The organism is Nakamurella sp. UYEF19, assembly GCF_040546275.1.
Lineage (GTDB): Bacteria > Actinomycetota > Actinomycetes > Mycobacteriales > Nakamurellaceae > Nakamurella.
The window spans coordinates 16,406-43,401 of sequence record NZ_JBEPNO010000026.1; the positions used below are offsets into that span (position 1 = coordinate 16,406).

Sequence of the window (26,996 nt, forward strand, 5' to 3'; positions counted from 1 at the left end):
CGCGGACGTTTCTCGCGATTGGTGTGACCGATCAATTACCCAGCGCAACCCCGGTGGACCAATTCCCCTCGCCGAATCCACCCCTCAGCTCGGCTGGAGCAAGGAGAGCGAAGTTGCGCGGGAGACTGTGCCTGCTGCCGGCGTGTCATACCCCTCGAATTGGGGGTTCTCGCTTTCCCGGCTTGTCACTAGCTTCGATCGTGTCCGTCTGAATGGAAGCTGTTCGTCCCGATGTGCCGTGGTGGCTCTGCGCAGGCTGCCCCAGTGGATCCGGCCGCCACCGTCCGGGATGACGCACGACATCGTCCGATCGTCGCTGACACTTGATCAAACACTTCGAGTGGCTCAGTCCCGCTTGTATTCCCCGGCCATCGTGAGCTATGGAGGATTCATCCCGTGCGTAAAATGAGGAGATTCATCGCAGGAGCCACCGCGTTCCTGCTCGTAGGAACCATGGCGAACCTGGCGTCGACTTCCGCTGCCGCCATTGTTCCGGTGGTGGGCCAGGGTTTCACGGTCACTGCCGGGGACCTGTCGTTCATCCTGAAGCAGATCAAGATCGCGGAGCGCCATTCCCGTGCCCTGCAGGGGACCCAGCCGGGGATACCGGCCAATCCGAATCCGTTGACCGATCCCGACTACTGCCAGGCACTGCTGGCCCCAGGGGCGGATCGGGTGCCCGATGTACTCACGTCCTACGGATTGCGGACGGTGGACGGCTCCTGCAACAATCTCAAGGCGGGTCTGGCCAATGCGAAAGTTGCTGCGGCGGACCAGGTTTTTCCGCGGCTGACCACGTCATTCTTCCGTGATGCAGAGCCGATCGACGCGAGCCTGCCGGTAGGCGCCCCGGGCCCGACCAGCTACAAGCAGAAGCAGGGCAGCGTGGTGGACTCCCAGCCGCGCGTGATCAGCAACCTGATCGTCGACCAGACATCGACCAACCCCGCGGCCGTCGCCGCGGCGGGTTTCCCCGTGCGCACCCAGAACGCCAAAGGCATCGTGCCGTGCGCGACCGTTCCGGGATCCGACCCGGTAGTGGACGTGGTGCCGGCCGCCCCCGCCGGCTGTGTGCCGGCTCATCAAACCCTTTTCATCCCGAACGTGACCACCGATGTGGGTCTGTCCCCGCCGTACAACTCGTTGTTCACCTTCTTCGGCCAGTTCTTCGACCACGGCGTCGACCAGACCGTGAAGAGCGGGTCGGCAGTCTTCGTGCCGCTGCGGGCGGATGATCCGCTCATCGCCGGTCCGGACCACATCCTGGGCAATGCCGACGACCTTCCGGTCTCGCAGCGCTTCATGGTGTTGACCAGGGCACAGAACCAACCGGGTCCGGATGGCATCCTGGGCACCCCCGATGACATCCAGAACGCCACCAACACCGACACCCCCTGGGTGGACAACAGCCAGACCTACGCCTCGCACGCCTCGCACCAGGTGTTCCTGCGGGAGTACGTGCTCAACAGCGCGAACCGACCTGTCTCGACCGGAAAACTTCTGGGCGGCCTGGCCGCCGGCCAGACGTACCTGAACTCACCGGACGGGCAGACCGGCATCGGCACCTGGGCGGCGGTCAAGTTGCAGACCGCCACCAAGCTCGGGCTGCAGCTCGTGGACGCCGATGTCACCAACATCCCGATGCTGGCCGTCGACCCCTACGGCAAATTCATCCCCGGCCCGCTGCGGGGGTTGCCGCAGTACGTCACCAAGGATCCGGCCGCGCCGACCGGAATCACTCTCGTCGAGGGTGATCTGGCGAACCCGGTGGCGGTGCCGGCCAACGCGGTGCACTTCGACACCCCGTTCCTAACCGACATCGCCCACAATGCGGACCCGTCTCCGCAGGACACCGACAACAACCCGGCCACCCCGCCGGTCGCGCCGGTGCCCGACGCGGACAACACGCCGTCGGCGGACTTCGCCAACCAGCCGGCCGGTACCTACGACAACGAGATGCTCGATGCGCATTTCATCTGCGGGGACGGTCGCTGCAACGAGAACATCGCGCTCAGCACGATCCACCAGGTCTTCCATTCCGAGCACGACCGGCTCGTCGACTACATCAAGAACGTGCTGACCACCGATTCGACGGCCGATGGGGTGGCAGCCCTGCCTGAATGGCAGCTCCCGACCGCCGAGAATCCGGACGGCTGGAACGGCGAGAGGCTTTTCCAGGCGGCCCGGTTCGTCAACGAGATGGAATACCAGCACGCGGTCTTCGAAGAGTTCGCCCGGAAGGTGCAGCCGGCGGTACGCCCGTTCCACGTGTACTCCCCGGACATCAACCCGGCCATCAAGGCCGAGTTCGCCCACGCGGTCTACCGCTTCGGGCACTCCATGCTCAACGACACCGTGGCCCGGACCAACGTGAATCCCGTCAGCGGTGCCGAGACCGACAATTCCCTTCCCCTGCTCGGTGCCTTCCTGAATCCGCCCTCGTTCTTCGACGGCGGCGCCGCGGGGACGTTGACCCCGGAGCAGGCGGCCGGCTCGATCGCGATGGGCTCCTCCAGCCAGGTCGGCAACGAGCTCGACGAATTCGTCACCGAGACACTGCGCAACAATCTGCTCGGTCTGCCGCTGGACCTCCCCACCCTCAACATGGCCCGCGCCCGGGAGGCGGGAGTACCGCCGCTGAACGACCTGCGCCGGCAGATCTTCGCCAGCACCAACGACGGACAGATGGCGCCCTACACGAGCTGGAGCGATTTCGGCCAGCACCTCAAGCACCCCGAGTCGCTGATCAACTTCGTGGCGGCCTACGGACTGCATCCGACGATCCGCGATTCCGGACCGGACGGCGTGCTCGGCACCGGCGACGACGTCACCACCATCGCCGGCAAGCGGGCTGCCGCACGGGCAATCGTCGATCCTCGGCCTGTCGATACGACCGTGACCCCGAACATCCCGGCGGACGTCCCGCCGGCCGATGCCGCCGACTTCATGTTCGGCACCGGTGCCTGGTCGAGCACATCCGCCGGAGTGACCACCACCGGCCTTGACGACGTCGATCTCTGGGTCGGCGGCCTCGCCGAGGTCACCAACCTGTTCGGCGGACTGCTGGGCAGCACCTTCAACTACGTGTTCCAGAACCAGCTGGAGAACCTGCAGGACGGTGACCGGCTGTACTACCTGGCCCGCACCCCGGGAATGAACCTCCGAACCCAACTCGAGGGCAACTCCTTCTCCGAATTGATCCAACGGAATACCGAGGGCACCAACTCCATGAAGGCCGACGCATTCGCCACGGCCGACTGCAGGTTCCAGCTCGCGCACCTCGATGGCACCCCGGCCGGCTTCACCGCCAACGGGGCCACCGTCGCCGACGATCCGACCACCACCGACTGCGATGAGTCGAAGTTGTTGCTGCGCAAGCCCGACGGCACCATCCAGTACCGCGCCATCAACTCGGTGAACCCCTCCGGCATCAATGGCCAATCTGTCTACAACGGGACCCCCGGTGTCGACCGGATCTATGGCGGCAACGACAACGACACCTTCTGGGGTGGCGTCGGCAACGACGTCATCGAAGGCAACGGCGGCGACGACGTCGTGCTCGGCGGTGAGGGCAACGACATCATCACCGACCTGAACGGCGCCGATGTTCTCAAGGGCGGCCCCGGAAACGACGCCATCGACGCCGGTCCCGGTAACGACATCGTGCTGGGCGGCGACGGCCAGGACGTCCTGAACGGCGGGGCGAACGACAACGAGACCTTCGCCGGGCCGGGCAACGACTTCATCATCGCCGGACAGGGCGCCGACGCAGTCTTCGGCGACGGCGGAGACGACTGGATCCAGGGCGGCACCGGGCAGGATCTGCTCCAGGGCGACCACGGTGCGCCGTTCTTCGACGATCCGGCCGAGACCAAGCCGGGCAACGACATCATGATCGGGCAACCGGGCGAGAACGACTACGACGCCGAAGGTGGCGACGACATCATGGCGCAGAACGCGGCCATCGACCGCAACGCCGGCTCCGGCGGCTTCGACTGGGCCATCCACCAGTACAACACCATCGCGGCCGACGACGACATGATGATCAACAACAACCTGGGCGGGCTACCCATCCAGGTCATCGTGAACCGCGACCGCTGGCAGGAGACCGAAGCCGACTCCGGCGGGAAGTTCAACGACGTCATCAAGGGCACCGACGGTGTACTGGCGGTTCCCCGCCTGATCACCGGCGGCGGATTCCAGGGATGCGACGCGCTCGACCAGGCCGGTGTGGCCCGCATCCAGGGTCTGGCCGACCTGCTGCCACCCGTCGCCGACTGGCCCGGCACGGCCGCTGACGTAGCAGCCCTCTCCGCATCCGGACGGTGCCCGCTGGTCGGGCCGGTCTGGGGCGAGGGCGACATCCTGCTCGGCGGCGGTGGTAGCGACACCTTCACCGGTCGCGCCGGCAACGAGATCATCGACGGCGACAAGCAACTCGAGGTCCACATCACCGTTGTCGACCGGTCGGACCCGACCCAGCCGCCGGTGGAGATCGGCCGCACCGACCTGATGGAGAACAAGGCCACCAGCGGCAACTTCGGCCCGGGAACCACCGGGATGACACTGCAGCAGGCGGTCTTCGCCGGGTTGGTCGACCCGGGCAACCTGGTCGCGGTGCGGGAGATCGTCACGCCGAGCACTCCGACGGCCGACTGTGGCACGGCGACACCGCTGAACTGCGACACCGCGGTGTTCCTCGGGCCGCAGGCGAGCTACACGATCACCGCAGGCGCCCTTCCCGGGCAGGTCATCGTGAACCAGACCGGTCCGGTCGTCGCACCCCAGAAGGTCAGCGACGGCATCGACACGCTGACGGGCATCGAACAGCTGACCTTCTCCGACGGGAGCATCACGCTGGCACTGCCGTCGGCTCCCACCGTGGCCGCGCTCGGCAGTGCGACCGCCAGCAGCGGATCGGCCACGGTCACCTTCACCCCGCCGGCGACTCCGGCGACCGGGTTGACGCTGTCCGGATTCACCGTCCAAGCCGTTCCGGTCGGTGGTGGGACGCCGATCGTCAGTCTGATCACCGACGGCACCGCCGTCAGCGGAACCGTGAACGGCCTGGCCAACGGCACCAGCTACCAGCTCCAGGTGGCCGCCACCAATGCCATCGGCAGCAGTTCGTTCTCGGGACTGTCCAACGTGGTGACGCCGACGGCGCCCCCGGTGCACACCGCACCAGGGGCACCGACGATCGGAACAGCCACCGCCGGTGACGCCTCCGTCCTGGTCACCTGGACCCCTCCAGCCAGCGATGGTGGAACTCCGATCACCGGCTTCTCCATCCAGCCGTTCATCGGCAGCGTCGCCACCGGCACCCCCACGGTCATCTCCGGCGTCTCCGCCACCAGCGGAACCGTCAGCGGGCTGACCAACGGCACGAGCTACTCGTTCCAGATCTCGGCCGTCAACTCCGTCGGCAGCGGCAGCGCCTCGGCCGCGTCGAACACCGTGACACCGGCCACCACTCCTGGCGCGCCGACGATCGGTACGGCCATCGGAGGCAATGCCTCGGCGACCGTCACCTGGACGGCGCCGGCCGGCAACGGTGGAGCGGCCGTCACCGGCTACACGGTGCAGGCGTTCATCGCAGGGCTCGCCGACGGTGCCCCCCAGCCGGCGGCGGCCGGAACCGGCAGTCTGGTGGTCACCGGGTTGACCAATGGTGTGGCCTACACGTTCCAGGTGACCGCCTCCAATTCGGTCGGAGCCGGGGCTCCTTCCGGAGCCTCCAACCCGGTCACGCCGGCGACCACCCCTGGCGCGCCGACCATCGGGACTGCCACCGGCGGCAATGCGTCGGCGACCGTCACCTGGACGGCACCTGGTAACACCGGTGGATCTCCGGTCACCGGGTACACGGTGCAGGTGCTCGATGCGGCCAACACCGTCATCGGGACGCGGACCGCCCTTGCGGGAGCCACCAGCCTCGTGGTGACCGGGTTGACCAACGGCACCACGGTCAGATTCCAGGTCGCCGCGGTCAACTCGGTCGGAACGGGCACCTTCTCGGTTCGTTCCAACAACGTGACACCGGTCGGTGTGACGGCACCGGCCGCACCGGCCACCCCGACTGCGACCCCCGGCAATGCCTCGGCCATCGTCACCTGGGTGGCCCCGGCCACCGGAGGATCGGCGATCATCCGGTACGAGGTGAAGGTGGTCACCAACGCCAACCCCACCGTCCAGGTGGGAGCTCTCCGCGCCGCGACGGCTGCATCCCGCAGCCTCACCGTGGTCGGCCTGACCAACGGCACCGCCTACCGGTTCCAGGTCAGGGCGGTCAACGCAGTCGGGTCGGGCGGCTTCTCCGCCCTGTCCGCTGCGGCCACGCCGGCCACGGTGCCCGGTGCTCCGGTCATCGGGGTCGCGACATCCGGCACGGCCGGCGGCGCCATCAACGCTGCGGCCCGTTGGACCCCACCGGCGACGGACGGTGGCTCGGTGATCACCGGCTACCGGGTCACGGCTCTGCGGCTCGGAGTTCTGGGGAACGTCCTGGCCACCACGGTCTCAGGACAGCAGCCGGCGACGGCACGCACCCTGACGATGACGCTGACCGCCGGTACCTACCGCTTCTCGGTACAGGCGATCAATGCGGTGGGCGGCAGTGCGCAGTCGGCCAGGTCCAACCTGGTCACCGCCCGGTAAGGAAAGACCTGGGGGTGGGGCGGCCCAATACCGCCCCACCCGCGGGTCCTGATCCCACATCGGCGAAGTGCCTTCGCATCTCGAACGAGCCGCTCATCGTTGGCCACCAGGAGGTCCACCGTGTCACTACAGCAGACGTCATCTCGCAGCGGTGGAACGCGCATGAGGGGCGTCCACCTGCGAGTGGGTTGCGCTTCGGTGGCGGTGGCCATCCTGGCGCTGGTGGCCGGTTGCCAGGGGTCGAGCCAGCAGCAGGGCGCGCTGTCCTTGCCGAGCAGTTCGGCGAGTGTCTCGGCGTCGGTAGCCGGCTCTTCGTCACCGGCAGCTTCCGGCCCGACGGGTCAGGCGGCAGTACCTCACGGCATTCCCGATTCGGCATTCGAGCACCTGAAGCCGTTCACCGGGCCCGCGGTCGCGAAATACGGCCAGGGGTCACTACAGGCGGCCTACAAGGAGATGGTCAATTTCGCATTCGCGTCGGGGTGGAACTCGAACCTGATCGCGCAGAACTCGGCCTACCTTTCCCGCGCCGATGCGGCATTTACCCTGTTGTACCTCACGCCGGCGTTCAAGAAGGAATTCCTGGCACAACTGGGGCTAGCCGTCCAGGGTGACAAGAGCGCGGGTCGCAGGATCGAGGAGGCCATGTTCTTCGGCGTCACCGGTTCCAACGGACTGAAGGCGGTCAGGTCCGGGAAAGTGGTGACCAACCGACGATTCAGCACCGGCTCGATCGGTCTGGATACCGCCCACGGCGAAAGACTCTCGGTGGCCTTCGCGGCCCGGGGCGACATCCAGATGGTGGATTCCGCCGGGCGGCACATGATGTTGCGGGGCAGTCGCGTGCTCCGATACTTCCTCGTGGCCAACACCGGCGCGGATCGGTCCTCGAGACCATTCCTCATCGATTCGTGGACCATCAAGATGACGGTGCCCCCCCCGACCGCCGTCTCCTGAATTCCTTCCATTCAATTCAGTCACCCAATCGAACCGGGCGGTAGAAGATGAAGCTTTCACGACGAGATGTACTCAAACTGAGCGGCCTGGCCGCGGTGGGCGGAGTCGGCCTGGCGATCCCATTGGGCCACGGTGTCAGCGGCTCCAGCGCCAGCCTCCTCCCGTCCAAGAGCATGCCCATTCCTTATCAGAACGTCTTCGGCCGACTGCAGGTCCTGCCGAAGTCGATGACCGCGGAACATCCGACGGGAACCGACCTGTCGCCCGCAGATGGCATGGGACCCATCGATTACTACGACATCGCGGCGCTACCCGGCTCGGCCCGTCTGGTCCCGGGTTTCCCGGCCACACCCCTGCTGGGCTACGAAGGGATGATTCCGGCCCGCCGCATCGATGTCGCCGTTGGCACCCGCATCGTGATGCGGATGCACAACAAACTGCACCTGACCGACATCGCCCTGAACTCGCCGCTGAATCTCTCGACCCATCTCGACGGATCGGCCTCACTGCCGCAGTACGACGGCTACGCCGCAGATCTCACCATGCCGGGGCAGGTGAAGACCTACCACTATCCGAACGTCCAGACAGCGCGGACCCTGTGGTATCACGACCACGGTGTCCACTGGACCGGCCAGAATGTCTATTCGGGTCTGGCTTCCCAGTATCACATGCACGATGCGATGGAACGGGCGCTGCTGCCCCAGGGTGAATTCGACGTCGGGTTGATCATCTCGGACATGATGTTCCAGGCGAACGCCTCGCTGTTGTTCGACGACCGCACGCATGCCGGCCTGTGGGGAGACGTCATCCTGGTCAACGGAAAACCGTGGCCGGTGATGAAGGTGAAGAAGCGCATCTACCGGTTCCGGTTCCTGGATGCCTCGATCTCGCGGTCCTACCGATTCACCACGTCGCCCCAGGCGCCCATGAGGGTGGTGGCGACCGACGGAGGTCTGATGCCCAGATCCCAGGAAGTCACCCAGTGGCGCCAGGGGACGGCGGAACGGTACGAGGTGCTGATCGACTTCTCCGGATTCAAGGCGGGTCAGCGGATCGAGCTGCAGAACCTGAGCAACCCTAATAACCGCGATTTCACCAACACGAACAAGGTGATGGCGTTCGATGTGGTGGACGACCAGTTCGACACCAACGACCCGGGTGCGCACACCATGCCGGACGTCCTGAACTACAGCAATGAGTGCATGGCCCTGCAGGAGACGCCCGGAATGAAGGTTCGTACCATCCGGGTGGAGCACGACGACACCACGAACGTCTGGAGTTTGAACGGGATGACCTGGGACGAGATCGTCGCCTCCGGCTACCGCAAGGTGATCGCCAATCCCGGTCTCGGGGATACCGAGATCTGGGAGATCCAGAACAATTCCGGCGGCTGGTTCCATCCGGTCCACATCCACCTGATCGATTTCAAGGTATTGAGTCGGAACGGGAAACCGCCATTCCCCTGGGAAATGGGTCCGAAGGACGTGATCTACACCGGTGAACTCGAGAAGGTGCGGCTGATCATGAAGTTCGGCAGCAAGGTACCGGGTGACCCGTTCAGCGTGCAGGTGGGCAAGTACATGGTCCACTGCCACAATCTGGTGCACGAGGACCACGACATGATGAGTCAGTTCAGCGTCGGGCTGCCGTCTGACAGCACCGGGACGATGGTGCAGGACGGGTATGTCGACAAGAACGATCCCGTTGCCGCTGATCCGGCGGTCGCCGACACGGGTCCGTGAGTCGTGCGGGCGATGGTGGCCGGGGCGGCGGTGATCCTGGTGGTCGCCGCCGCCGTGGTCGTCCGTACCCAGTGGCTGGACAGCGTCACCGTTTCCTCCGGCAGCATGGCGCCGACGGTGTGCACCGGGGACACCGTGTTGCTGCTCCGGCTGCACGGGGACGAAGCGGCGAAGGTTGATGACATCGTCACCTTCCCCAGCCCGCAGGACGGGGCGCAGGTCATCAAGCGCGTGGTCGCAGTCGCCGGCCAGAGCGTGGTGATCAAGGACGCCCAGCTGTTCGTCGACGGGCGCACGGTGAACGAGCCGTATGTCGACCACGCAAGCATCGTCGGGGTCTACACGGCCACGGTGATCGTGCCGAGCAGTTCGGTCTTCGTACTGGGCGACAACCGCGAGGTGTCCATCGATTCGAGAACCTACGGCCCGATTCCGACCTCGATCATCGACGGACGGATGCTCCGGGACCTGTGGCACGACTGCGGATGACCGACCCGGTGAGGGGCCGCAGCAGCCGCTGATGGCCACCTGGCCCTGACAAGATTCGAGGAGACCCCGCTCATGAGTCAGTCGACCAAGCCAACCGCGACCGACACCTCATGGTCTGGCCCGCCGCGCATTCGATGGGTTCCGAGCTCCCTCGCCGCTCTCGCCGGGGTGATGGTCGCCGGGATGCTTGCGATCTCCATCAGCAGGTGGTGGACCGATACCAGCTACCGTCCAGCCCTTTTCGGGCTTCCGGACACGGGTCAACTGACCTCGATCGGCCTTCCGCTCGCGCAGTTCGTCCACGAGCTCGCCGGCATTGCCGTCGTCGGCGCATTGTTCCTCAACTGCCTCTTGGGCTCGCCGCGGTCGCGCCCGGCAGGTGATCACCTGCTGGCGATGGCCACCCGATGGGCCTGGGTCTGGGCTGCGTCCACCTCGCTGTGGATCGTCTTCACCGTCTCCGATCTCACCGGGGCAGAGGTATTGACCCTGCCGGCCCACGGCGAGTCCGTCATGATCGTGTTCGGTAGCTCGCGGGTGCTGGCCGAGGTGCTGACGTTCTGGGTCGCGCTGGCGGTAGCGCTGTTCGGAGCCCGCCTCGCCCCCCGGCGTTGGAGTGTGATCAGTCTGCTCCCGGTCACCCTGGCGATGCTGCCGAGCGCGCTGACGGGGCATGCCAGCCATCACGCTTCACCGGTCGTAGCGTCACTGGCCCTCGGCGTTCACGTTGCGGCGTCTGCGATCTGGGTGGGTGGATTGCTGGTACTGACGGTCCATCTGCGGTTGTTTCCCGAGGACATCCGTCGGTCGGTGACCCGCTTCAGCCGGGCAGCTCTACTCTGCGTGACAGCGATCGGCTTCTCCGGCGTGCTGGAAGCGGCTGTCACGCTCGACAGCTGGACCGGCCTCTGGCACTCCCATCGTGGTCATCTGATCGTGGCCAAGGCCGCGGTATTGGCCGGTCTGGTCCTGATCGGCTACGTCCACCGCCGGAACACGATGGCACCGGCCTACATCGGCCGGTTGATACCGCTGCTGCGGCTGGCCACCGTGGAGCTGGCCCTGATGGGCGCCACCATCGGGATCGCCGTGGTGCTGTCGACCACTCCTTGACGGCTCTGCCGTCGCCTGTCCGGCGTTCATCCTGCTCGCCCAGTTGCGATGACGGAGCCGAACAGACGGTCGCCGTGCCACAACCACCCACGGCCGCGAACCTTCATTCTCGGATCGATCCGAGCCACTGGCGGCCCATCTCGCACCGTGATCAGTGCGCGGCGGCATTCCAGTTGCTCATGATGGCGTCGACAACCTCGGGTGCAGGTGGTGTGCCCGGTAGTACGTCGGCCATACCTGCGCGAAACCCGTCCAGGACCAGGGCCAGGACGCGGCGCCACAGCTCGTCGTCGATCCCTCGCGCGTTGGCCACGATGGGTGCCAGCATGGCCGGGACGAGGGCGAGGTCCTGCTCGGTGACGTCGGGTCGGAGTACTCCGGCTGCCTGAGCTCGCTGGACGATCTCGGCGACGACCGGTCCGACGCGTTCCCTGGCCTCGGTGGACAGCTTCATGCCCCGGGCCGCGCCGAGCGCGAGATCGCCCAGGCCGCGATTGCTGGCTTGCGCAGCGACGGCACCGTTCATGAAGGTGACCAGAGCCAGCCATGGATCGGTGATGTCGCGAGCTGCTTCGGCCGCATCGACGACCTCGTCGAGGCGGTCGATGAAGAGTGCGTCGACCAGGGCTTCCTTGTCCGGGAATCGTCGGTACACCGTGCCAACGGCGACCTCGGCCGCGCGGGCGATCTCGTTGTGCCCCACCCCGAGTCCGCGAACGGCGATCAACTCTCGCGCGGCAGCCAGGATGCGCGCCCGGTTGCTCTCGGCATCACGGCGAAGAGGGCGCGACTGTTCCATCCCGGCCCGTCCGCTGTCGCTCATCGACATCATCGTAGTCGTCGGCGCAGCCGGTGGAGCCCGAAGTGGATACCTCCATGCAAAGTGGATAAGCCGATCAACTTAGGCGTACGGTGAAGGGAGTGGCGCCCACCCGGAGCGCCCCCGAGGAAAGAAGGCCCCATGATCCAGACCGGTCACCCACGGTTCACCGCCCGAGCTGCCGTGGATGACGCCATGCCCAGCGGCAAGTTGGCCGTGGCCGGCGACCAGCTGTCCTTCGGCGGTATGACCGACACCGTCGAGCAGCTCAGCGGCCGGCGTGATGAGCGACGATGTCTGGGCAGTACCGAGGAACTGCGCAGCCGGCTCGAGCAGTCGAGGCACTGGAATCCGGATCCGGGACAGTGGGCGCAGCTGGCCTACCTGTTGCTGATGTTGACCGGTCGGACGGCCCGGTCCGACGTGCAGAACAAGCGCTATGCAGATCTGCGACTGGAGAACCTCGAAACGTATGCACAACGCATCTTGCCGACTGTTCTGACGCCCGAATACGTCAGCTGACATTTCACTCGAGCACGTGTCAGCAACAAGCCCGATCAGACCAAACCTGGAGATGATATGACGACGCAACATGATTTCGGCCTCGCGCCGGTAGTCCTGATCACCGGTGCCAACAAGGGACTGGGACGAGAAACAGCCAGGCGGCTGGTAGCGGAGAACCGCACGGTCTTTCTGACCGCTCGTCACGCCGAACGCGGTCGCGAAGCCGCCGACGACATCGGCGCCCGGTTCCTCCAGTTGGACGTCACCGACGACGAATCGGTCCACGCGGCGGTAGAAGAATGTCGCCGTTCACACAGGCAACTCGACGTCCTGGTGAACAATGCCGCGAACGTCGGCCATCTGCAGACGGATACCTCGGACGTGACAGCGGAGGACGTGAGGGCCGTCTACGAGACCAACGTGCTCGGTCTCGTCCGGGTCACCCAGGCATTCCTGCCACTACTTCGGGCGTCGTCCGCCCCGGCAATCGTCAATGTCAGCAGCGGCATGGGTTCCTTGACCCGAACCGCTGATCCGAGCGCACTGGAGTCGCGGTGGGTGTCACTGGCCTACGCCTCGTCCAAAACGGCGGTCAACATGCTCACTTTGCAGTACGCCAAAGCGCTCCCGGACGTCAGGATCAACGCGGTCGACCCGGGCCTCACCGCCACCGACGGAACCGGCAACATGGGCAAGGACGTGCGCGAGGGTGCCCAGGCCGCCGTGCGAATGGCGCTTCTTGGCGGCGCGGCGCCTACCGGAACCTTCTCGGACATCGACGGACTCATCCCGTGGTGACCACCCGACAGTCGCGCTGCATTCTCCCCGCCACCACGAGTCGTCTCCCCACAACCATTCGTGGGTTCCAGTTCATCTTTGATACGACCACCACGACGGGAGCCTCATGAATTCAGCATTCGAAGAACTTGCCGCTCAGCGATTCGTGTCGCTCACCACCTTCCGAAACTCCGGAGCACCGGTCCCGACGCCGGTCTGGATCGGCTGGGACGGCAAGGATCTGGTGGTGACGACGCCGAAGGCCAGCGGCAAGGTGAAGCGGCTGAGGAACAACCCTGATGTCGAAATGCGCCCATGCGGTCGAACCGGGCGTGTGGAGGCCGGCGCCCCGGTGACATCCGGCCGCGTTACCTTCCTGACCGACCCGAACAGCCGAGAACGGGCGATCCGGATCCTGCGCCGGAAATACCGTCTCGAGTACTACTTGGTGATGGGTATCGAGTTGCTCACCCGGCCACGCCACCGTGACCGCCTGATCCTCCGGATCAGTCCGACCGGGACTCCGTAGCCCCTTCATCTCGCGCTCGTCCATGCTCCGTTCCCACCACGGTTCTCCATTTCAGTTCTCTGCTCCTGCCCGCGGCCAGACTGGAGGCTCGAGCGGCACCGCAAGGCACGACCGCACGGCCGTCGATCGCAGCGGGTCTACCCCGCTACGGGGCCAGCCTGGACGACCTGGCCGCGATAGGTCTCGATGATGGCGTTGAACTCGTCGCGCTCCCGTTGCGGCACACCCAGGAACATCAGGGTGGCCGCGATCTCCATGGCCACCGCGTCGAAGCCGGCCGGGTCGATCGTGAGACCGTCGTGGGCGGCAATCATGTCGCGTCCGAGGTAGCACTTCGGGCCGCCGGCGGCCTCGATCGACCAGGCGGTGACGAGAAACTTGTAGCCGGGTCCGTTGGCGGCGTTCCCGTGGTGGGCGTGCACTCCGGCATTGGCGTTGACCAGGGCGTTGTCGAAGAGCCGGTCGACGAGTACGTCCACCGCCCCGGCAATGGCGTAGGCGCCACCGAGACGCTCGTACAACGAGGCTTCGGCGGGGACCTGTGCGGCTGCCTCGGCGATGTCGCCGATCTCGGTGTCGGGTTCGATGATCTGCGTCATTGCAGGTTCCTTTCGATCGAATTCTGCTCGCCCGCAGGGTGCGGAGAGCATCGGTTGTCGGAGGTGAGCCGGTCGGTCAGGACGCGGAGCCGGCGACGGAGGTCGGCGAGATCAGCAGGGGCCAAACCGGTGTCGCCGGCGACCTGAGCTTGAGCGCGAGCGGCAGCTGCTTGCAGTTCGCGGCCGCGACTGGTCGCGGTGATCATCACCTGGCGACGATCGGTGCCAGCGGCACGGTCCACGAGTCCGGCCGCCTCGAGGCGGGTCACCAGGGGCGTCACCGCATGCGAGTCGAGTTCCAGGCGACGGGCGATCTGCCCGACCGTGGCACGGCCGTCCTGCCACATGATGAGCATCAACAGGTATTGCGGGTAGGTCAGGCCGATCTCGTCGAGCAGGGGACGGTACCGACGCGTGATCGCGTGGGTGGCGGCATACAGCGCGAAGCAGAGCTGGTCGTCCAGGCGTGGAGCGTCATCTGTGGCACTCGCCGTCATCTCGCCTCCTCCGCGGGTGAGTGGCCTCACACGTCGGAAGCTAATTCATCATGCGTGACACATTTCGTCAAGAGGTGGTCGAAACGACCTGCCAACGGTCGACCGGAACCTTGCCGCCATCATCCTGGTGTTCGAGTCGGGAGGCGAGAATGCCGATCTACGAACAGAAGTGAGTGGTTCAGGGGCACGTGTCCGACTTGAGGCAAGATCTCGGATTGAACCTCTGAAAGCTATGCAAGTTAGTCTCTGGCATTATCTTGGAATGCCACCCGATGACCTCGCGAACGACGACGCCGTTGGGCAGTTCTCGGTGGGGACCGTGGCGGCTCGGCTGGGTGTCTCGGCGGCTACCGTGCGCAGTTGGGGGACCAGATACGGACTCGTGCCAGCGATCCGGAGCGCCGGCGGACACCGGCGATACTCGGAGTCCGACGTCTCGTCGCTCACGCACATGCAAGCACTGGTCAGCCACGGTGTCAGGCCGGCCGTCGCGGCAAGAGTGGTTCTCGCCGGCGGTCGGCCGGACGACGGCAGCGATCGGCCGGGTCATCAAGGGGGTGCGGACGACCAACTCGGAAGTCGGTCCGATGGCCGGGAGGAGATCCCTCGGAGGCCCGGCGGTCCGGGGGGCCGGGTACTCGCCGTTCCGAACGGCACCGCCGCCGCGCGCGGCCTGGCTCGGGCGGCGAGCAGGTTGGACGCTGCCGCCATCGCGCAGATCGTCGGACGGCTCCTGGACGAGACCGGAGCGCGTGCCACGTGGGATGACGTGCTGCGACCGGTGCTCGCAGCGGCCGGTGCGGCCTGGGCTCGAACCGGAACCGGTATCGACATCGAGCACGTGCTGAGCGAGGCCATCATCGAGGCACTGCGGCTGTACCGGGTGCGGCAGTGGGCGGCGGGTCCCCTTCCGCCGGTGCTGCTGGCGGGATCTGCCTCCGAGTTGCACGTGCTGCCGCTGCACGTCGTCGCCGCGGCACTTGCCGAGCGCGGTGTGCCGACCCTCCTTCTCGGCGCCCGGGTGCCGGGTGCGGCGCTGGCGTCGGCCGCGAGGCGGACGCGGGCCTCCGCGGTCTTCCTGTGGCGTCAGAGTGTGTCCGACGAGGCCGCGGAGTCGGACGACCTGACCCCCATGCGCCCATCGGTCCAGGTGGTCGTCGGTGGACCGGGGTGGGAGGACGTCGAACTCCCACCGTCGGTGCACCGCGCGCCGGATCTGGATTCGGCAGTCAACGCGCTGGAGGCTGCCGCTCAGGCTTGAAAGTTGGGCAAGTTGCAGAAACCCAGATCGGGGGTTACAACGGAGGGGACCCGGCCGGTCACTCCTCGTCCCGACAGTCCCTGTCATCAGAAGGGTTCTCCGCTATGTCCCTCGAAGCCGCGGTACATATCCAATCCTTGACCGCGAGCAATTTCTCGACGGTGTACAACCTGTTCTCCCTGGTCATCGCCAGCATGCTGTTCACCGCCCTGTTCCTGTTCGCCTCCCAACGCCGGGTCGCACCCCGCTACCGCACCGCGATCGTCATCTCGGCGATCGTCTGCGGGATCGCCGCCTATCACTACTTCCGGATCTTCAACAACTTCGAAGCTAGTTATCCTGCCGGCGCGACCATCGATGCGGCCCACCCACTCTCGAACATCGAGTTCAACGAGGCCTACCGATACGTCGACTGGCTGCTGACCGTCCCGCTGCTGTTGATCGAGACCGTGGCCGTCATGAGCCTGCCGCGAACCGAGTCGCGCTCGCTGCTGTACAAACTCGTCCCTGCGTCTGCGCTGATGATCGGCCTTGGCTACCCCGGCGAGATCGCCAACAGCACCGGAACCCGCCTGCTGTGGGGTGGGCTGTCGACGCTCGCATTCCTGTTCATCGTCTTCGTCATGTTCACCGAGCTGTCCCGGTCGGTGGTTCGCCAACCGGTGCAGGTGCAAGGACTGATCAAGCGGCTCCGAACGGCATTGGTCGCCCTGTGGTGCGTGTACCCGATCGCGTTCTTGTTCCCGGTGTTCGGCGGTTCGTTCTTCGGGGGCGAGGGCGGGTTCGTCCTGCGCCAGGCCGGATATTCCATCGCCGACATCCTGGCCAAGGCTGCTTTCGCCTTGGTCATCTTCAAGATCGCGACCATCCGTAGTGCGCTCGAGGACTCTGCCTTCGACCTCGACCATGAGGCGACCACGGCTGGATCGGCGAAGGTTCGCTCTGCCGCCTGATTCTCCACCGCGACGAGCACATGCAGGTCAGGGATGAACTCGGGCCTGCACTGCAGTGCGGGAGTCTTCACGGGTACTCTCCGGGCGCCCAGCCGGTGCCGCCCCGCACCGGCTGGACGCTCCGGACCCGGACCAGGATCTACCGCGCGGGCAACAGCCACCCGCGGTCAATAGTCGAAGGAGACTACGGGTGACCACCAGTCCGTTCCTGCTCGGTGCATTCGCCCCGGTGTTCCGAGAGACCACCGCCCTGACCTTTCCGGTCACCGGGCGCATCCCGCCGGACTTGAACGGTCTGTTCACCCAGATCGGGCCGAACCCGATCAGGCCACCCCGACACACCGACACCGACCGCTATCAATGGTTCGCCCAGGACGGCATGGTCAGTGGTGTGCGCCTGCAGGAGGGAACGGCCCAGTGGTTCCGCAACCGCTGGGTACGGTCCACCCGCGTGACCCGCGCCCTCGGCGAGAGCAGAACACCCGGGCGGCGCCACTTCCCGATCGGCACCGTCCACACCAACGTCGTCAGCCATGCCGGACTCCTGCTAGCGCTCGTCGAGACCGGATGCACAGCAGTCCAACTCACTCCCGAACTCGATACCGTCCGGTACACCGACGTGAACGGCACCCTGCCTCACGGCGCCAGCGCCCATCCCAAGTTCGACCCGGTCACCGGTGAACTGCATGCCGTCGTCTATTCCCCGCTCCGGACGTTCGCCGAGTACCGCGTCCTCGACCGTGCCGGGGCATTGCTCTCCAGTCGGCGGGTCGATCTCGGCGGCCGCCCGATGCTGCACGACATCGCCTTGACCAAAACACATGTCGTTCTCTTCGATCTTCCCGTTCGCTTCCAGATCGGGCCGGCCGTCATCGGCAGATTCCCCTACCAGTGGGACGAGCACTACCAGGCCAGGGTCGGAATCCTGCCTCGCCAGGGCGATGGCGGCGTCCGATGGTTCCCCATCGAACCGTGCTTCCTGTTTCACACCGTCGGCGCCACCGAAACAGCCACCCATCTGACGGTCAAGGGGATCCGCTACCGACGACTGTTCGACTCCGGGGCCGCAGACCCGCTCACCCAGGCCGGACAACTCTGGCAGTGGAACATCAACCTGGTCACCGGATCGGTCATCGAGGGACAACTCGACGACCTGCTGCAGGAACTACCACGCATCAATCCCGACCACATCACCTCCGGTGCGCGATACCACTACGCCATCACCGCCGGCTCCGATCACATCAGTTCGCACAGCCCGCAATCACTCCTCAAGTACGACCACCGGACAGGGCAGGGCCTGATTCGCCCGGAAGCTCCGCACACCGTTCCTACCGAAGCCGTTTACGTGCCGCGCCCCGGACCGCCGACTGGTTCGAGCGAGAGCCAGGATGACGGCTGGGTTCTGCACTTCTCCTACGACGAGCAGCGTCAGGCCAGCGACCTGGTGATCATCGATGCGCAGAACTTCACCGGCGAACCCGCTGCCGTCATCCACCTGCCGGTGAAAGTGCCCTTCGGATTTCACTCCAGTTGGATCGCAGACACCGATCTTCGATGAATTCATCCTCATACGATGTCCAGCACAAAGAACAGGTTGCGCTGCAGGCATCATCACGTACCCAGCCTAATTCCCGGCCAGTGTTCGCCATGAAGGCATGACAATTGACAAATCCGTGGATCGCCTGGTGGACGTCTCAACCGGGGGTTGGTTCCACGAATGTGGAATAGAGTTTACAAAAGGCCCATGATCCACATCACACCGTGAATATCAAGTAGTGTCAAAGCGCTCGTATCAGTCCCGGATTGATTGTGCTCTTCTGCCGTGAAGAAGCACGGTAATGCTCACTCGATCCGAATGGAGCCATCATGATTCGTCGCCCCTGCGCCGGAAGTGCACGAAACGCTGCCGGCCGACCCCGCAGAGGTCGATCGCTGATCACCCTCCTGGTCGCCTTCCTCGCCGTCGTCGCCGCGATGGTGGCTCCGGCCGCCTCGGCATCTGCCGACACTCCGCGAGTCGAGATCACCAACAGCTTCAGCGGTCTCAAGGCCGACGTGGTGGGGGCGTCGACTGACCCGATGCAGCCGGTCTTCCTCTGGCCGGACAACACCAGCGCCTCGCAGGAGTTCAACCTGCTGGACAGCGGCGGCGGCTGGTTCCGCATTCAGGCTCGGCACTCCGGGCAATGTCTGATGCTGGACTGGCGCTGGGGGAACTACGTCAACGGCACCGGAATAGTCCAGTACCCGGCCTGCGCCGCCGGCTACGCGCCCGCCGAGTGGTCCAAGCGGTATCTGTCCGGCACCACCTGCAACGACGACTACTGCACCACAGGCATCGATCAGATGGTGTTGGTCAACCGACGGACCGGCAAGTGCCTCGATGTCTCGAACAGTGCCGGTGGGCGGCCGCCGGCCCGGTCCTACCTCCAGCAGTGGGACTGTGTCAGCGACACCAAGGCATGGAACATCGGCAACCAGGCCTGGGACATCGGGTCGCCCGGATCGGTCCGCATCGACTGACCGCCATCTGCCGCATCTCGCGGCGCCGCACCACACCGCACTCATGCCGAACGAGGCGGGACCCACCGGTCCCGCCTCGTTCTGCGTCTCCGTGCCCGACCTCTCGCCGGTGTCCTTCATCCCTCTGTTCCTCGGCTGAGCCCGCCGATGTCGCCGAGGTCGGCCGTCACCGACTCCGGTGGGCGCCTGACGACGGGGCTGCACTGACGTGCACGTCGCTTCGCCGTCGACGACGGCGGGCGCTGAACGGGGTAGCCGAGGGACGTGGCACCGTCACACCTGTGCTCCCACCACTCTCGGCCAATCGCCGAACTGCCGGCACGGCCGACGAGGACGAGGCCGGCCGGTCGTTCTGGCCCCGAGCGCGGGTACGACGTCCACTCGATTTCGCGCGACTACTCGCAATCGTTGCTTTCCTGGTGGCGATCGTGGCGGTTGCTGGCGCGGACGTCGAGTTCCTGCGGACGTCGAAACATTGGATTCCCGCAGTCCGCTCCGGCTGGCCTCGGACACTGCTCTCGTTCGGCAACGTAGCGGCTTCGGTCGCGGTGTTCGGCAGTCTTGTCGCCGTCGTCGTCGACGCCTTTCGTCTCCGGCGCCTAGCCTTGACCAGCGCCGCGATAGCGTGCGTCACCGCCGCCGGCATGTCCTACGGCCTTGCGGCGCTGGTCGGCGGCGACGCGAGGTCCATTCTTCTCGGGATACCCGGCGTCTCGGATGGATTGTCGATCACGGTGGTCGTCGCGCTGATGGTGGGAGCTGACCTACATCGTCGGCGCTGGTTCGGGGCCGTTCGGCTGAGTACTGCTGCTGCCGTGGCCCTCGAGTTGGGCCTGGGCAGTTTGACGGTGTCCAGCGCGAGCTATGCAGTCGTGGTCGGTGGCGCGGCGGGCCTTGCCGCGCGGGTCGCCGTCGGTGTCGTCCCGGCGCGTCCGTCCGACGAGATCATCAGATCGGTGCTGGCGCGGGCCGGGTTCGAGGTGATCGACATGGTGCCTGTGCAACAGGCGGCCGGTCGAGTGCGCTACTCCGGGGTCGAGAGGGAGATCGGCGACGTGCGCATCACCGTCGTCGATCCCGACCGCGGGGGTGTTCCCCTCGTGCGGCGTCTCTGGCGTCTGGTGCGACTCCGGACAAGAGTGGTCGGTCGGCCGGCGCTCACCCTGCGCGGGCAGTTGGAACGCCAAGCGCTCGTCGGTGGGCTGGCGGCATCCTCCGGTGCTGCGGCCCCGGAAGTTCTTGCTCTCCTCTCGGCCGGACGGGCCCTGCTGCTGATCGAGAGGACCCTCGTCGGGATGCCGTATTCCGAGATCGACGTGCTCGGGAGTGACGGTGCGGTGCCAGCAGCGTTCGCAACGCTCCGACGGCTGCACCAGGCCGGTCTCGCCCACGGAGCCATTGCCGTGAGCGGGCTGGTTCTGCTCCCTGACGGCGCTGCCGGCTTCGCCGATCTGTCCGCAGCGCAGGCGGCCACCACAGAATTGCAGCGCGGTTTGGACATCGCCGCTCTGCTGGTCGTCATCGGGACCCTGGTCGGGGCACCTGCGTCGGTCGAGGCTCTGCGGGCGACCTACACCCTGAGCCCGGCCAACGAAGCCCGGCTGGCTGCTCTGCTCCAACCGGTGGTTCTGCCCGCGTCGCTACGCCGGACCGTCCGGCACAGTCCCATTCTCGGTGAACTTCGCGCCGCGATCGCCGGAACGGGCACCCCGTCGGTCATGGTCGGGGTGCCCCGTCTCGAACGGCTCAAACCACGGACGGTGGTCAGCGTCGTCGGTGCAACGCTCGCCGTCTATCTGCTGTCGACCCAGCTTTCCCAGGTCAGCATCGGCAGCGCCATCCGCAGCGCCGATCCGTTCTGGCTCGCCGTCGCTGTGCTGGGATCTGCGATCACCTATCTGGGGGCCGCCGTTGCGCTCACCGCTTTCGTCTCCACAAAACTCCGCCTCGGGCGCACGACGCTGGTCCAGGTCGCTGCCTCGTTCGTCGCGCTGGTGACGCCCCCGGCCGTGGGACACGTCGGTCTCAACATCCGCTACCTGCAGAAGTCAGGGCTGCCGACCGCAACTGCGGCAGCCGATGTCGCCGTCAAGGAAGTCGTGACCGTCGTGGTCACCATCCCGCTCCTGCTGATCTGCGGCTGGCTGAGCGGTGTGTCCGGTAGCAGGCTGGCGCTCCTGCCCAGCGGCACGGTGCTGGCCATCACCGGCGGCGCCCTCGCGGTGCTCGCCATCGTCGCTTTCGTCCAACCGACCCGTCGGCTCCTGCGCCGCCGGCTCGAACCCTTGATCCGTCGCACCCTGCCACAGTTGATCTCCACCCTGAGCGATCCGCGACGGCTCGGGACCGCAGTGCTGGGGGTGCTGCTGCTCAACAGTGGTTACGTCCTTGCCCTTGATGCATCACTGCGCGCGTTCTCCACCTCGCTCGCACTCCCCACCCTCGTCGTGGTCTACCTGGCCGCGTCGACCATCGGTTCGGCTGCACCGACGCCGGGCGGTCTCGGCGCAGTGGAGGCCGCACTCGTCGGTGGCTTGACCGCCACCGGAATCCCGGTTGCTCCGGCCATCACCGCAGTTCTCGCATTCCGTGCCGCGACCTTCTGGTTGCCTGCGCCATTTGGCTGGGCCGCATTCGTGTTGCTGCAGCGCAGGGATCGAATCTGAGATTCCTGGAGGGTCGTCGTGTACTGGACGAGCGGTTGCTCCCGATCCTTCGCCGCATGCCGAAGGCGAGCATGTCCGAGAGGTGGGGTCGGCCGAGCTCCAGTACGCCGACAACCGCCCTTCATCCCTTCGACTGGGCCCGGTATTCGGTCGGCGTCAGCTGATGCACAGCGCGGAACCGACGGGAGAAGTAGAAGGCGTCCGGGTAGCCGACCGACTGGGCGATGACCGCGACCGGATCGTCGGTGGTGTCGAGCATCTCACGTGCCGTGGCCATCCGGAGACGCGTTTGGTAGGTGACGATCCCGAGGCCCGTCTCGCGCCGGAAGACGTCGGCGAAGTGGGAGGCACTGAGGCCGGCGAGAGCTGCGAGTTCGGCGACCGACACCTGCTCGGTCAGGTTGTCGCGCAGGTATTGCTGGGCCTGCCCGACCGGAGACCCACGCCGCCGACCCCGTCGCCGATCTGCGGCCAACAAGGCCATCAGGTACCACGCCGCCCCGGAAGCCCCCAGTAGATTCGATTGGGTCTCATCGCGTTGCATGCGATGGATGATCGCCTCGACCAGGCCGACCGCTTGGAACAGGTCACCGACGTCGATCACGACGTGCTGCGTATCGACCGTGGCAGCGGCCAGTAGTTGAAGGACGTCGGCACCGGCCAGGTGGACCCACCAGATCGTCCAGGGATTGCGAGGATCGGCCTGGTATTCGTGCGGGGTGTCGGGAGGGATGATCAGCGCCTGCCCGGCCTCGACCAGATGCTCGCCGCCGCCGATCCGGCACGACCCGGCACCCTCGCTGCAGATCATGACGATCGCCTGGTGCGAACCGTCCGGTCTGATGTGACCGTGGTTGCGGGCGTGGGGGTAGTGCCCGCAATCGGTGACGAGAAGGCGTGCCGTGCCCGGCATGGACAGTGCTTTCCGTGCCATCGGACGGGGGAGCACGAGCAGACGCTGACCGGGGAAACCATCGCGGATCGGCATCGGAGTCACTATGCCATCACCGGCCTTATGATCATGAAATCGTCCAGGTTGTCCAGTGGATCGGGTATTCCCGGCTACCACTGCAGAGGCTACTTTCATCACATGCTCACCGAGGAGTTGCCGCAGGGAGGCGCCTCGCTACTCCGTGACCGGATCGGCCACGACCTGCCCGGCACGTTGACCGTCAGTCTGTGGGATTTCACCGGGTACACGAGAACGGGTCCCGGCGAGCCCTTCGCCGACCTGCACCTGGCCCAGGCGCACTCCGATCTCGATGTCCTGGTGGTGCGCCCGTCTCTCTGCGGGGTGCGGAGTGCTCGATGCGCTGGTGAGATCTTGACGATCGGTCCGAACCGTCCGGTCGACCACCAGTAGCCACCTGCTCCTCCGACCCCGATGGTCGGCGGGGCCGCACCGTGTCATGGAATTCCCACCGAGGAGTGTGAAGTGATGACCACCATCCATAACATCAGTCGCCGCAAGCTTTTTCAGGGTGCAGCGGCGATCGCCGGCGCATCCCTGCTGAGCGGATGCGTCAGCTCCGGCAGTGCCACGGGAGGTACTTCGGCGACTGCCTCGCTCACCCTGCAGTCGTCGCTCTCGGATCCGGATCCGAAGGCGGCGCTCGAGGCACTGGTCAAGAGCTATACCAAGACCCCGGTCACCCTGAACACGGTTGCCATCGAGAGCTTCCGCGCACAACTGCCCACCTACCTGAACTCCTCCGCACCACCGGACGCCCTCACCTGGTACGCGGGTTCGGTTGCCCGCGACTACGCAAGCAAGGGCTACCTCCTGGATCTCTCCGATCTGTGGGCCTCGAGCGGCAGCCTCGCCAAGTTCAGCCCCGCGTTGAAATCGTTGTCAACCGCAGCCGACGGCAAGCAGATCTTCGTGCCGACCAGCTACTACTGGTGGGGTGTTTTCTACCGCAAGTCCATGTTCAAGAAGTGGGGTGTGGAGGTCCCCACCACCTGGGACGAATTCCTGGCGGTGTGCAAGAAGATCTCCGGGCAGAATGTCGCGCCGTTGACCATGGGTACCGGCTCGACGGCCTGGGTGGCCTCCGGTTGGTTCGACTACCTGGACCTCCGGGTCAACGGTGCGGCATTCCATCGTGATCTGCTCGCCGGCAAGAAGCAGTTCGACAGCCCCGAGGTCAAGAATGTGATGGCCGAGTACAACAAGCTGTTGCCGTACGTCGATCCGAAGGGTCGCTCCTACTCCTGGCAGGACGCAGCCACACCGCTGATGCAGGGCAAGGCAGGCATGTATCTGATCGGCGCCTTCATCACGTCTGTCGCACCGGCGGACGTTCTCGACGACATCGACTTCTTCCGGGTCCCGATCATCGATGCAAAATTGCCGGTCGCCGAGGAGGCGCCGACCGACGGCTACTTCGCGAGTGCGAAAACCGCCAACCCGGCCGCCACCAAGGAATTCCTCTCCTATCTGGCTTCGGCCACCAGCCAGCAGACGTACATCCAGACCAGCAAATCTTCCAATCTCCCCACCTCGCCGGACGTGGATACCACCAAATTCACGCCACTGGTCCAGAAGGGTGTCGAGATGCTGAACAAGACCGACGAGATCACCCAGTTCTTCAATCGCGATTCCTCCGACGCACTGCAGACCACCGCCGACACGGCCCTGACCAAATTCCTGGACAAGCCGGCAGATGTGAACGCGATCCTCGGCGACTGGCAGAAAGCTGCGGCGAAGGTCTTCGCGTCGGCATGAGCATCACGAAGGTCGCCGCCCAGCCGAACACGGTCGGCGGGGCGCCGCCGAAGCGGCGTCGGATCACCCGGAAGATCCCGGTCCTGGTCTGGATCTTCCTAGCCGTCCCCGCCGCGATCGAGGCGGCCTGGGTGTTCTGGCCGGCGGTCAACAGCTTTGTGCTGTCGACCGAGAAGTGGAACGGCGCAGGCGCTCCGCTCTCGATCGGGTTCAAGAACTACTCTGATCTGTTCTCCGACGACATCTTTCGCCAGGCTCTTCGGAACAACGTCATCTGGGCCATCGGATTCGGGCTGTTCTCGGTGGCCGGCGGTCTCGGGCTCGCCGTCGCCCTCAACCGCACGCGCCGGGGCGTGGGGTTGTACCGCAGTGCCATCTATCTTCCGATGGTCTTCTCGCTGGCGGTCACAGGTCTGTTCTGGCGTCTGCTCTACCAACCGGACGGTGCGGTCAACACCACCCTGGACGGGCTGGGGCTCGGCAGCTGGGCCACCCAGTGGCTGGCCAACCCGGATACCGCGATCTACGCGGTGTTGGTTGCGGCCGTGTGGCGTCAGGTGGGCTACGTGATGGTGCTGTACCTGGCCGGTCTCAAGGGATGTGACCCCACCCTGGACGACGCCGGAGCCGTCGACGGTGCCAGTCCGTGGCAACGATTCTGGCGGATCACCATGCCCCAGTTGCGAGGGGTGAACATGGTCGTGTTCGCGGTGACCGTGATCGATTCGCTCCGGACCTTCGACATCGTCTGGACGATGACCGGGGGAGGGCCGTACCACTCGTCGGAACTGCTCAGCACCTACATGTTCCAGCAGGCGTTCACGTCGCTGAACCTCGGCTACGCGTCTGCGATCGCGGTGGTCATCTTCGTCATCGCGATCGGATTCATCCTCACCTACCTGGTCCGCACCTCCCGTCAGGAGGACTGACATGACTGCCTCGACGACCACCGACCGGGCCGTTCCCAGGACGCCGAAGAACCCGAAGTTCGCCGGCAACGGCCACGCCGGGAACAAGGGCGGCCGGCCGTGGTTGTTCCACGGTCTGATGATCCCGCTGACCCTGATCTGGGTCGCGCCGATGGTGTTCGTGGTACTCGTCGCCTTCCGCTCCTTCGACGACATCGCCGGTCGTGGGTTGTCGGCGCTGCCCAACACCTTCACCTTCGACGGGTTCCGAGAGGCCTTCGGCGCCGGCGCGATCGGGCAGGCCCTGCGCAACAGCGTGCTGGTCACCGTCCCGGCTGTGGTGCTGGCACTGACCCTCTCGTCGATGGCGGCCTTCGCGTTGAGCCGGTTCGCCATACCCGGCCGGCGCACGATCCTGCTGACGATGCTCGCCGGCAACCTGCTTCCCCCGCAGATCCTGTTGATCCCGGTAGCCAAGATCATGGATTCGGTGGGTCTGTACGACACCCGATTCGGGTTGGTGGTGATCCAGGTGGCCTTCGGGATGGGCTTCTACACCTTCGTCCTGCACGGGTTCATGCGATCCATCCCACGCGAGATCACCGAGGCCGCAGTGGTCGACGGTGCCGGTGCACTGACCATCTACCTCCGCATCATCCTGCCGCTGTGCCGACCTGCCCTGGCTGCGCTTGCCGCGCTGTCGACCACCTGGATCTTCAACGATCTCATCTGGTCCCTGAGCGTGCTGCGAAGTCAGACCAAGATGCCGATCACCGCGGCGCTGCTCAATCTGCAGGGCGGGTACGTCAGCCAGTGGAATGTGGTGGCGGCCGGATCGTTGCTGGCCGCGCTGCCGACTGCCGTTGTGTTCTTCACCTTCCAGAAGCACTTCGTGTCCGGGCTGCTGGTGGGGAGCGACAAGTGAATTGGTTGCTGCAATCGCGGGAATCCTCCGACGCCGAACATCTCGAACCGGGACCCGGCCCGGTACTGGACTTCTGGGGCGCCAGAGTCGAATCGGTCGAGCGGCCGTGGGCACCGCCCAGCCTTCCCCTTGCCTTCCTGACGTTGCCCGACCTCGCGCCGCTGGAGTCGTCGAACAGCGGCGACAGGCAGGGTCTGCCCAGCGATCTCGACTTCGAAGTTGCCTCCGGCATCATGGGTACCCGGTGGGCCGACCCGGTGGTTCGGGTGAAGATCGACAGCCTGGAAGTGACCGCGTTCGACGAGACGGGCGGGCTCCGCGGACGGACCGCACCGTGATCGACCCGCC

22 protein-coding genes are annotated in these 26,996 nt (G+C 65.8%); 18 read left to right on the forward strand and 4 right to left on the reverse strand.

The genetic code is table 11. From position 1 onward, the window contains the following. Positions 1 to 405 precede the first annotated feature (405 nt). The 5 genes from ABIB25_RS24330 (at position 406) to ABIB25_RS24350 (ending at position 10,958) form a co-directional block, all read left to right on the forward strand. Entirely contained in the window at positions 406 to 6,657 is a 6,252-nt protein-coding gene (locus tag ABIB25_RS24330; protein ID WP_354531120.1) for a fibronectin type III domain-containing protein, read from the forward strand. 162 nt (positions 6,658 to 6,819) lie between these two features. After that, positions 6,820 to 7,614 carry a hypothetical protein gene (locus ABIB25_RS24335; protein ID WP_354531121.1) on the forward strand — a complete coding sequence of 265 codons (795 nt, stop codon included), beginning with the start codon at positions 6,820 to 6,822 and terminating at the stop codon, positions 7,612 to 7,614. Between the two features lie 47 nt (positions 7,615 to 7,661). Further along, positions 7,662 to 9,356 carry a multicopper oxidase family protein gene (locus ABIB25_RS24340; RefSeq protein WP_354531122.1) on the forward strand — a complete coding sequence of 565 codons (1,695 nt, stop codon included), beginning with the start codon at positions 7,662 to 7,664 and terminating at the stop codon, positions 9,354 to 9,356. Between the two features lie 12 nt (positions 9,357 to 9,368). Then, positions 9,369 to 9,845 carry a signal peptidase I gene (lepB, locus tag ABIB25_RS24345; protein WP_354531175.1) on the forward strand — a complete coding sequence of 159 codons (477 nt, stop codon included), beginning with the start codon at positions 9,369 to 9,371 and terminating at the stop codon, positions 9,843 to 9,845. Positions 9,846 to 9,917: 72 nt separating this feature from the next. Beyond that, positions 9,918 to 10,958, forward strand: a complete 1,041-nt coding sequence (locus ABIB25_RS24350) for a CopD family protein (protein WP_354531123.1) — start codon at positions 9,918 to 9,920, stop codon at positions 10,956 to 10,958. Between the two features lie 151 nt (positions 10,959 to 11,109). Here the strand turns inward: ABIB25_RS24350 and ABIB25_RS24355 are convergent, their stop codons facing one another. Further along, a complete protein-coding gene (locus tag ABIB25_RS24355) occupies positions 11,110 to 11,781 on the reverse strand; it encodes a TetR/AcrR family transcriptional regulator (protein ID WP_354531124.1) in 672 nt (223 codons plus the stop codon). 138 nt (positions 11,782 to 11,919) lie between these two features. On the opposite strand from ABIB25_RS24355, the gene ABIB25_RS24360 reads away from it, so the two are divergent. The 3 genes from ABIB25_RS24360 (at position 11,920) to ABIB25_RS24370 (ending at position 13,588) form a co-directional block, all read left to right on the forward strand. Then, positions 11,920 to 12,300, forward strand: a complete 381-nt coding sequence (locus tag ABIB25_RS24360) for a Rossmann-fold NAD(P)-binding domain-containing protein (protein ID WP_354531125.1) — start codon at positions 11,920 to 11,922, stop codon at positions 12,298 to 12,300. Between the two features lie 57 nt (positions 12,301 to 12,357). Then, entirely contained in the window at positions 12,358 to 13,080 is a 723-nt protein-coding gene (locus ABIB25_RS24365) for an SDR family NAD(P)-dependent oxidoreductase (RefSeq protein WP_354531126.1), read from the forward strand. Positions 13,081 to 13,186: 106 nt separating this feature from the next. Continuing rightward, on the forward strand, positions 13,187 to 13,588 hold the full coding sequence (locus tag ABIB25_RS24370; RefSeq protein WP_354531127.1) for a PPOX class F420-dependent oxidoreductase: 402 nt from the start codon (positions 13,187 to 13,189) through the stop codon (positions 13,586 to 13,588). 137 nt (positions 13,589 to 13,725) lie between these two features. Here the strand turns inward: ABIB25_RS24370 and ABIB25_RS24375 are convergent, their stop codons facing one another. Together ABIB25_RS24375 and ABIB25_RS24380 are read right to left on the reverse strand one after the other, a co-directional pair. After that, entirely contained in the window at positions 13,726 to 14,187 is a 462-nt protein-coding gene (locus ABIB25_RS24375) for a group I truncated hemoglobin (RefSeq protein WP_354531128.1), read from the reverse strand. After that, a complete protein-coding gene (locus ABIB25_RS24380) occupies positions 14,184 to 14,684 on the reverse strand; it encodes a MarR family winged helix-turn-helix transcriptional regulator (protein ID WP_354531129.1) in 501 nt (166 codons plus the stop codon). The genes ABIB25_RS24375 and ABIB25_RS24380 overlap by 4 nt, the downstream gene beginning before the upstream one ends. A gap of 262 nt (positions 14,685 to 14,946) precedes the next feature. Here ABIB25_RS24380 and ABIB25_RS24385 point away from each other — a divergent pair, with 262 nt between their 5' ends. The 5 genes from ABIB25_RS24385 to ABIB25_RS24405 all read left to right on the forward strand — a co-directional run bounded on the left by ABIB25_RS24385 (position 14,947) and on the right by ABIB25_RS24405 (position 22,087). Beyond that, positions 14,947 to 15,945, forward strand: coding sequence for a MerR family transcriptional regulator (locus ABIB25_RS24385; RefSeq protein ID WP_354531130.1), 999 nt, complete (start codon positions 14,947 to 14,949; stop codon positions 15,943 to 15,945). Positions 15,946 to 16,049: 104 nt separating this feature from the next. Further along, entirely contained in the window at positions 16,050 to 16,898 is an 849-nt protein-coding gene (locus ABIB25_RS24390; protein ID WP_354531131.1) for a bacteriorhodopsin-like, read from the forward strand. 190 nt (positions 16,899 to 17,088) lie between these two features. Next, positions 17,089 to 18,456 carry a carotenoid oxygenase family protein gene (locus ABIB25_RS24395; RefSeq protein WP_354531132.1) on the forward strand — a complete coding sequence of 456 codons (1,368 nt, stop codon included), beginning with the start codon at positions 17,089 to 17,091 and terminating at the stop codon, positions 18,454 to 18,456. Between the two features lie 308 nt (positions 18,457 to 18,764). Continuing rightward, positions 18,765 to 19,421 carry an RICIN domain-containing protein gene (locus ABIB25_RS24400; RefSeq protein ID WP_354531133.1) on the forward strand — a complete coding sequence of 219 codons (657 nt, stop codon included), beginning with the start codon at positions 18,765 to 18,767 and terminating at the stop codon, positions 19,419 to 19,421. A gap of 281 nt (positions 19,422 to 19,702) precedes the next feature. Beyond that, positions 19,703 to 22,087 (forward strand): lysylphosphatidylglycerol synthase transmembrane domain-containing protein, encoded by a 2,385-nt coding sequence (locus tag ABIB25_RS24405; RefSeq protein ID WP_354531134.1) that lies wholly within the window; start codon positions 19,703 to 19,705, stop codon positions 22,085 to 22,087. Between the two features lie 121 nt (positions 22,088 to 22,208). Here the strand turns inward: ABIB25_RS24405 and ABIB25_RS24410 are convergent, their stop codons facing one another. After that, entirely contained in the window at positions 22,209 to 23,075 is an 867-nt protein-coding gene (locus tag ABIB25_RS24410) for an AraC family transcriptional regulator (protein WP_354531135.1), read from the reverse strand. A 102-nt stretch (positions 23,076 to 23,177) separates the two neighbouring features. Here ABIB25_RS24410 and ABIB25_RS24415 point away from each other — a divergent pair, with 102 nt between their 5' ends. The 5 genes from ABIB25_RS24415 (at position 23,178) to ABIB25_RS24435 (ending at position 26,986) form a co-directional block, all read left to right on the forward strand. Further along, positions 23,178 to 23,450, forward strand: coding sequence for a hypothetical protein (locus tag ABIB25_RS24415; protein WP_354531136.1), 273 nt, complete (start codon positions 23,178 to 23,180; stop codon positions 23,448 to 23,450). Between the two features lie 75 nt (positions 23,451 to 23,525). Continuing rightward, a complete protein-coding gene (locus tag ABIB25_RS24420; protein WP_354531137.1) occupies positions 23,526 to 24,815 on the forward strand; it encodes an ABC transporter substrate-binding protein in 1,290 nt (429 codons plus the stop codon). Then, the gene (locus ABIB25_RS24425) at positions 24,812 to 25,744 is read left to right on the forward strand and encodes a carbohydrate ABC transporter permease (RefSeq protein ID WP_354531138.1); all 933 of its coding nucleotides are present in this window, start codon (positions 24,812 to 24,814) and stop codon (positions 25,742 to 25,744) included. Before ABIB25_RS24420 ends, ABIB25_RS24425 begins: the two co-directional genes overlap by 4 nt. A 1-nt stretch (position 25,745) precedes the next feature. Continuing rightward, entirely contained in the window at positions 25,746 to 26,648 is a 903-nt protein-coding gene (locus ABIB25_RS24430; protein ID WP_502919895.1) for a carbohydrate ABC transporter permease, read from the forward strand. Next, positions 26,645 to 26,986: a hypothetical protein gene (locus ABIB25_RS24435; protein ID WP_354531139.1), complete on the forward strand. Its 342-nt coding sequence runs from the start codon at positions 26,645 to 26,647 to the stop codon at positions 26,984 to 26,986. The genes ABIB25_RS24430 and ABIB25_RS24435 overlap by 4 nt, the downstream gene beginning before the upstream one ends. Positions 26,987 to 26,996: the final 10 nt, after the last annotated feature.

What these genes read in the sequence shown, in the direction of transcription:
- ABIB25_RS24330 (WP_354531120.1), top strand. Translation starts at nt 406, where the DNA reads ATGAGGAGATTCATCGCAGGAGCCACCGCGTTCCTGCTCGTAGGAACC.
- ABIB25_RS24335 (WP_354531121.1), top strand. Translation starts at nt 6,820, where the DNA reads ATGAGGGGCGTCCACCTGCGAGTGGGTTGCGCTTCGGTGGCGGTGGCC.
- ABIB25_RS24340 (WP_354531122.1), top strand. Translation starts at nt 7,662, where the DNA reads ATGAAGCTTTCACGACGAGATGTACTCAAACTGAGCGGCCTGGCCGCG.
- lepB (WP_354531175.1), top strand. Translation starts at nt 9,369, where the DNA reads ATGGTGGCCGGGGCGGCGGTGATCCTGGTGGTCGCCGCCGCCGTGGTC.
- ABIB25_RS24350 (WP_354531123.1), top strand. Translation starts at nt 9,918, where the DNA reads ATGAGTCAGTCGACCAAGCCAACCGCGACCGACACCTCATGGTCTGGC.
- ABIB25_RS24355 (WP_354531124.1), bottom strand. Translation starts at nt 11,781, where the DNA reads ATGAGCGACAGCGGACGGGCCGGGATGGAACAGTCGCGCCCTCTTCGC.
- ABIB25_RS24360 (WP_354531125.1), top strand. Translation starts at nt 11,920, where the DNA reads ATGATCCAGACCGGTCACCCACGGTTCACCGCCCGAGCTGCCGTGGAT.
- ABIB25_RS24365 (WP_354531126.1), top strand. Translation starts at nt 12,358, where the DNA reads ATGACGACGCAACATGATTTCGGCCTCGCGCCGGTAGTCCTGATCACC.
- ABIB25_RS24370 (WP_354531127.1), top strand. Translation starts at nt 13,187, where the DNA reads ATGAATTCAGCATTCGAAGAACTTGCCGCTCAGCGATTCGTGTCGCTC.
- ABIB25_RS24375 (WP_354531128.1), bottom strand. Translation starts at nt 14,187, where the DNA reads ATGACGCAGATCATCGAACCCGACACCGAGATCGGCGACATCGCCGAG.
- ABIB25_RS24380 (WP_354531129.1), bottom strand. Translation starts at nt 14,684, where the DNA reads ATGACGGCGAGTGCCACAGATGACGCTCCACGCCTGGACGACCAGCTC.
- ABIB25_RS24385 (WP_354531130.1), top strand. Translation starts at nt 14,947, where the DNA reads ATGCCACCCGATGACCTCGCGAACGACGACGCCGTTGGGCAGTTCTCG.
- ABIB25_RS24390 (WP_354531131.1), top strand. Translation starts at nt 16,050, where the DNA reads ATGTCCCTCGAAGCCGCGGTACATATCCAATCCTTGACCGCGAGCAAT.
- ABIB25_RS24400 (WP_354531133.1), top strand. Translation starts at nt 18,765, where the DNA reads ATGATTCGTCGCCCCTGCGCCGGAAGTGCACGAAACGCTGCCGGCCGA.
- ABIB25_RS24410 (WP_354531135.1), bottom strand. Translation starts at nt 23,075, where the DNA reads ATGCCGATCCGCGATGGTTTCCCCGGTCAGCGTCTGCTCGTGCTCCCC.
- ABIB25_RS24415 (WP_354531136.1), top strand. Translation starts at nt 23,178, where the DNA reads ATGCTCACCGAGGAGTTGCCGCAGGGAGGCGCCTCGCTACTCCGTGAC.
- ABIB25_RS24420 (WP_354531137.1), top strand. Translation starts at nt 23,526, where the DNA reads ATGACCACCATCCATAACATCAGTCGCCGCAAGCTTTTTCAGGGTGCA.
- ABIB25_RS24425 (WP_354531138.1), top strand. Translation starts at nt 24,812, where the DNA reads ATGAGCATCACGAAGGTCGCCGCCCAGCCGAACACGGTCGGCGGGGCG.
- ABIB25_RS24430 (WP_502919895.1), top strand. Translation starts at nt 25,746, where the DNA reads ATGACTGCCTCGACGACCACCGACCGGGCCGTTCCCAGGACGCCGAAG.